Origin of the sequence: Pseudomonas emilianonis (genome assembly GCF_023072625.1) — a bacterium.
GTDB lineage: Bacteria > Pseudomonadota > Gammaproteobacteria > Pseudomonadales > Pseudomonadaceae > Aquipseudomonas > Aquipseudomonas paraveronii.
The window spans coordinates 1-5,363 of the sequence record NZ_JAKNRV010000341.1 but is presented as its reverse complement, the minus strand read 5'-3'; the positions used below and the strand labels follow the sequence as shown (position 1 = coordinate 5,363).

At 60.5% G+C, this 5,363-nt stretch carries 8 protein-coding genes; 2 read left to right on the top strand and 6 right to left on the bottom strand.

The genetic code is table 11. The features are described from left to right. Positions 1-468, top strand: a 468-nt coding sequence (locus tag L9Z73_RS24480; protein ID WP_247406564.1) for a lipoyl protein ligase domain-containing protein, incomplete at its 5' end; no start/stop codon positions are given. Here the strand turns inward: L9Z73_RS24480 and crp are convergent. Continuing rightward, a complete protein-coding gene (gene crp / locus L9Z73_RS24475; protein WP_247406562.1) occupies positions 465-1,109 on the bottom strand; it encodes a cAMP-activated global transcriptional regulator CRP in 645 nt (214 codons plus the stop codon). The genes L9Z73_RS24480 and crp overlap by 4 nt on opposite strands. A gap of 248 nt (positions 1,110-1,357) precedes the next feature. Here crp and L9Z73_RS24470 point away from each other — a divergent pair, with 248 nt between their 5' ends. Further along, positions 1,358-1,780 carry an OsmC family protein gene (locus tag L9Z73_RS24470; RefSeq protein WP_247406559.1) on the top strand — a complete coding sequence of 141 codons (423 nt, stop codon included), beginning with the start codon at positions 1,358-1,360 and terminating at the stop codon, positions 1,778-1,780. Positions 1,781-1,838: 58 nt separating this feature from the next. On the opposite strand, the gene coq7 is transcribed toward L9Z73_RS24470, so the two are convergent. The 5 genes from coq7 to L9Z73_RS24445 form a co-directional block, all read right to left on the bottom strand. Then, a complete protein-coding gene (gene coq7, locus L9Z73_RS24465) occupies positions 1,839-2,486 on the bottom strand; it encodes a 2-polyprenyl-3-methyl-6-methoxy-1,4-benzoquinone monooxygenase (protein WP_247406556.1) in 648 nt (215 codons plus the stop codon). A gap of 117 nt (positions 2,487-2,603) precedes the next feature. Then, positions 2,604-2,942 (bottom strand): histidine triad nucleotide-binding protein, encoded by a 339-nt coding sequence (locus L9Z73_RS24460; RefSeq protein ID WP_010568016.1) that lies wholly within the window; start codon positions 2,940-2,942, stop codon positions 2,604-2,606. A gap of 46 nt (positions 2,943-2,988) precedes the next feature. Next, positions 2,989-3,777: an SDR family NAD(P)-dependent oxidoreductase gene (locus L9Z73_RS24455; protein WP_247406554.1), complete on the bottom strand. Its 789-nt coding sequence runs from the start codon at positions 3,775-3,777 to the stop codon at positions 2,989-2,991. 63 nt (positions 3,778-3,840) lie between these two features. Beyond that, positions 3,841-4,791, bottom strand: a complete 951-nt coding sequence (locus L9Z73_RS24450) for a DUF805 domain-containing protein (protein WP_247406551.1) — start codon at positions 4,789-4,791, stop codon at positions 3,841-3,843. A 70-nt stretch (positions 4,792-4,861) separates the two neighbouring features. Further along, a partial coding sequence (locus L9Z73_RS24445) for an NAD(P)H-dependent flavin oxidoreductase (RefSeq protein WP_247406548.1) occupies positions 4,862-5,363 on the bottom strand: 502 nt, incomplete at its 5' end.

The following is a 5,363-nucleotide window of genomic DNA, read 5'->3' as shown; positions in this document are numbered from 1 at the left end:
CCGGTGCCGCGGTCGAGCGCCACGGTGAATATCGCCCTGGTCTACGCACCGCCGCGCAGCGAAGGCGATCAGGCGCGCATCGAAACCGGCTACCTGCGTTTGTGCCAGCCGATCTGCGACCTGCTGCTCGAATTGGGCGGCGATGCCTCCGTCGGCGAAATCGACGGCGCGTTCTGCGACGGTCGCTACAACGTCAACCTCAATGGTCGCAAAATGGTCGGCACCGCCCAGCGCTGGCGCCAAAGTGGTGGCCGTCCGGTGGGGTTGGTACACGGAGCCTTGTTGCTGGACAACGACCGCGAAGAACTGATCGCGGCGGTCAATCGTTTCAATCAAGCCTGCGGCCTGGAACAGCGCGTTCGCGCCGACAGCCATATCGCCCTGCACGAAGCCTTCCCCGCGCCGGATGCGATCAGCCGGCTGGATACTTTGTACCGGCAGATGCTGGCCGGCTTCCTGCCGGTTTAACGGGTGCCGAACACCACCATCGTCTTGCCTTTGACGTTTACCAGGTTGCGCTCTTCCAGATCCTTGAGCACGCGGCCGACCATCTCCCGTGAGCAACCGACAATGCGCCCGATTTCCTGGCGCGTGACTTTGATCTGCATGCCATCCGGGTGAGTCATGGCATCGGGCTGTTTGCACAGCTCCAGCAGGCAACGGGCCACGCGGCCGGTGACATCAAAGAATGCCAGGTCGCCGACTTTGCGTGTGGTGTCCCGCAAGCGCTGGGCAATCTGGCCGCTCAGTGCGTAGAGAATGTCGGGATCGTGCTGAGTCAGTTCACGAAACTTCGCGTAACTGATCTCCGCCACTTCGCTCTCGATTTTGGTCCGCACCCAAGCGCTGCGCTCCTGCTCTTTGCCGGCTTGTTCAAATAGCCCCAGCTCCCCGAAGAAGTCGCCGGTATTGAGGTAGGCAATGATCATCTCGCGGCCGTCTTCATCCTCGATCAGGATGGTGACCGAGCCTTTGATAATGAAGAACAGTGTTTCAGAGCGTTCGCCTGCGCAGATGATGTTGTGCTTGGCCGGGTACCGACGACTCTGGCAATGCGTCAGCAGTCTGTCGAGATTCTTGATCTTGGGTATGGGAGTAAAAGCAACCATGGTTGTATCCCGAAAAAGACTGCACAGGGTGGTTGGACTTGTTTTTATCTAGCTGTATCTACATTGATACACGTTGTACAAAAGATGGCAATGCGCCATTCATTTGGCGCCAGCTTACCAGACACATTGTGACTCTATTAACCAATTTACCGGGGCACCCTGACGATTGATGACGTTGCGCGGAAAAGCTGCCGGCCGCGGGCCCTGTGCTAAGCTGGCGACCCTTTTTTAGCAGTGGAGTCTGGGCGATGAAGGCACGCATCCAATGGGCGGGCGAAGCCATGTTCCTCGGTGAGTCGGGCAGTGGCCATGTTGTGGTCATGGACGGTCCGCCGGAAGCCGGTGGCCGCAACCTGGGCGTACGCCCGATGGAAATGCTCCTGCTTGGTGTAGGCGGTTGCAGCAATTTCGACGTGGTCAGCATCCTGAAAAAATCCCGTCAGGCCGTGGAAAGCTGCGAAGCCTTCCTCGAAGCCGAGCGTGCGACTGAAGATCCCAAGGTGTTCACCAAGATCCACATGCATTTCGTGGTCAAGGGCCGGGCGCTGAAAGAAGCCCAGGTCAAGCGCGCCATCGAACTGTCGGCCGAGAAGTATTGCTCGGCGTCGATCATGCTTGGCGCGGCGGGTGTCGCGATTACCCATGATTACGAAATCATTGAGTTGGACTGATACAGGGATTCGCCGGCAATAAAAGACAGGGCGCTTCGATAGCGCCCTTTTTTGCGGCTTAGATGCGGTAGGTGCTTTTGGTCATGACCTTGGCCATCAGGCTCATGCCAAACCTCACTGGTGCCGGGAAGCGGAAACCACCGGCATCCAGTGCGCTTTCTGCGTGGTGTTCTTCGTCGACGCGCATCTGCTCAAGAATCGCCCGGGACTTTTCGTCTCCGGCCGGTAACTGTTCCAGGTGCTCATCCAGGTGCTTGCACACTTGTTGTTCCGTAGCGGCGACAAAACCCAGGCTGACTTTGTCGCTGATCAAGCCGGCCGCGGCGCCAATCCCGAACGACAGGCCATAGAACAGCGGGTTCAGCACGCTGGGATGGCTGCCCAATTGGCGGATACGTTGCTCGCACCAGGCCAGGTGGTCGATTTCTTCCTCGGCTGCATGCTCCATTGCCGCGCGCACTTGCGGCAGCTTGGCGGTCAGCGCCTGGCCCTGATACAGCGCCTGGGCACAGACTTCACCGGTATGGTTGATGCGCATCAGGCCAGCGACGTGGCGGGTGTCGGTCTCGCTCATCTGCGCATCGGGCTGCACGATGGCGGGCGACGGACGATACGGCTGGCCGCTGAATGGCAACAGCGTGCGCATGGCCGTGTCGGCTTGCAGCAACAGACGGTCAATCGGCGAGTAGTGACGTTGGGTAGTCATGCTGACCTCCGGGAATAATCTCGGCGGCCAGTTTACCGCAAGAGAGGGCGAAGCGTTTGCGCTGAGTCAAGGGCATGGGGTCGCATGCCGGGGCCGGCGACCCGTGTGTCAGGCGTATCAGCCCGGCGGCCAGTTCATCTGGCGCTGACCCAGCACATGCATATGGATGTGGTAAACGGTCTGTCCACCTTCTTCATTGCAGTTCATCACCACACGGAAGCCCTTCTCGCAGCCCAGTTCCAGCGCCAGGCGCTGGGCGGTGAACAGGATATGCCCAGCCAAGGTTTTGTCGTCCTCGGTCAGGTCGTTCAGGGTGCGGATCGGTTTTTTCGGGATGACCAGAAAATGTACCGGCGCTTGCGGGGCGATATCGTGGAAGGCCAGGACCTGGTCATCTTCATAGATGATCTTCGCGGGTATTTCTCTGTTGATGATCTTGGTGAACAGAGTATCCACAGCTGTTTCTCCATTGTGAATGTGCAGGGTGAGTGTACTCAGGCCGTCAGCGCGGGCAATAGGCCTTATTGATCGCGCCGGCGATCTTGCGTGTCAGCCAGCGTGGGCTCAAGCGCGGGCTGAAGGCGAGCCAGCGATTGCGGCGGCCGGGGATGATGATGGCTTTGTTCTTTTCCAGTGCGCGCACGGTGTAGAGCGCCACTTCTTCCGGGCTCATCAAGTGCGCGCTGCGCTCGAGCTTGGCGGTGTCCATTTGTGCCGTGCCGAAGAACGCCGTGCGCGTCGGGCCGGGGCACAATACCGAGACCTTGATGCCACAGGTTTTCAATTCTTCGCGCAAGCCTTCGGAGAAGTGCAGTACATAGGCCTTGCTGGCGTAGTAACTGCTCATCCATGGGCCGGGTTGGAATGCGGCGATCGAGGCGACATTCAGGATCTGCCCACCGCCATGCAGGGCCATGGCATTGCCGAGGGCGTGACACATACGGGTCAGTGCGAGGATGTTGACTTCGATCAGGTCCTGCTCGGTCATCCAGTCCTGGGCCAGGAACGGCCCGCTGGTGCCCATGCCTGCGCAGTTGATCAGCAAGTCGATCTGTCGCTCGCCTTCCTCAAGTTCCAGCAGGAACCCGGACAAGCGCAGCGGTTCGCCCAGGTCGCAGGCACGGAACAGCACCTCGACGCCGAAGCGTTGCGTCAATTCGATTGCAATGCTTTCCAACTGATCACGCTGGCGGGCCACCAGAATCAAGCTGCGGCCACGCCGGGCCAGCGCTTCGGCCAAGGCCAGGCCGATGCCGCTGGAGGCACCGGTGATCAGAGCGTAACGGGTCATGCCTTTCTCCATCGCAACGCCGCCGGGCCTGTGACAGAGGCATCACAGGCGGCGGGCGTTTCTTCACTGTTCTGGAGAGTCTACAGGTTCGGCCGCGTCGTCAGCACTTTGCACGTCTTCTTCATCGACGATCACGCTTTGATCGACGTCGTCATCCGAGGTGATGGAGCTGCTTTCGTAGCTGCTGTCGACGTTGCTTTCGAGTTGGTCCAGGTAGCCGTTCATCCCCAAAGCCATCACGATGATGAGCATCAACGGAATAAACGCCAGCCACAGGGAGGCCAGGACTTTCACCGCCGTGGAGTTGCGCGGTGGCGGTGCGCCGTACTGGTTGGCGCCTGTGTTGCCCGGCAAGACCAGCAGCAGCAGCGGGAAAATGCTGTTCACCAGTGGCACCAGGTTCAGCAGATACAGCCAGCCCGACCAGCCCAGGTCGTGCAGACGTTGCACGCCGATTTGCACGCTGACCCAAACAATCGCCACGAACAGCGCAAAGCCCAGCAGCGAACCCAGAATGATGCCCGCCGTCGGCGAAGCGGTCGCCACGGCGAAGCCAGCAGTGGCGAGGATGCCCGAGGCGACGAGCATCGCGACGGTGAGTACCAGCGTCCAGGCCAGGTAACGCAGGCGCCCGATGCGGCCATGGATCGTGAAAACCTTGAGCTCGGCATACTCCGGCAAGTCGTCGCCCACTGCCGCGCGCGGTGGTGCATACGGGGAGGCGGCAGGGCGGGCGGAGGACTCTGTCTCGTGGGTTTCGTCGAGGCTGAAGGCCACGGGCTGTTCGGCTTCGATACGTGCGTCGACCCCGGCGTTCTTCAGCGCGGTGAGGTAGCTGTCGGCATCGGGGCGCGACAGGTCGCGTTTGAGGGCAACGGTGCGGCCGGTAAAGAGCTTCTCGATGGCCTCAACGTCGCTTTTGAACAATTCGGCGAGATTCAGTTTAGCGGTGGTGCTTTCGACACCCGGGAGCAAGGCTCCATCAAACACAATCTTGAAACGGTTGTCGCTCATGCGGGCATCCTTGTCACGTTACAGGGGGAGGGGGCAGGCCCGCGTCACAGCGGCGGGGCCGGCAAGTGTATCAGCGCGGCCAGCGCAATTGTGTCGCCTTCTCACGGGCTTCGCGGTATTCGGCATCCAGGCGGGCAACGAGTTCATCGACGCTGGGTAAATCATCGATCTCGCCGACGCCCTGGCCGGCGGACCATACCGTTTTCCAGGCCTTGGCCTCGTCGCTCAACGGTTTGAGCTTGGAGCCGAAATTGACTTCGCCTTTGTCTTGCAGGGCGGCGAGGTCGAATCCGGCGTTTTCCAGGCTCTGGCGCATAAAGCTGGCGGGCACGCCAGAGACCGCAGCAGTGTGCACGATGTCGACGGCGCGCGATGTGAGCAGCATCTCTTTATACGCATCCGGCGCGTGGCTTTCGGTGGTGCCGATAAAGCGTGTGCCGAGATACGCGAGGTCTGCGCCGAGCAACTGGGCGGCAAGGATCTCGTGCCCGTGGTTGAGGCAGCCGGCCAGCAGCAGGGTTTTATCGAAGAACTGGCGAATCTCGGCGATCAGCGCGAACGGGCTCCAGGTG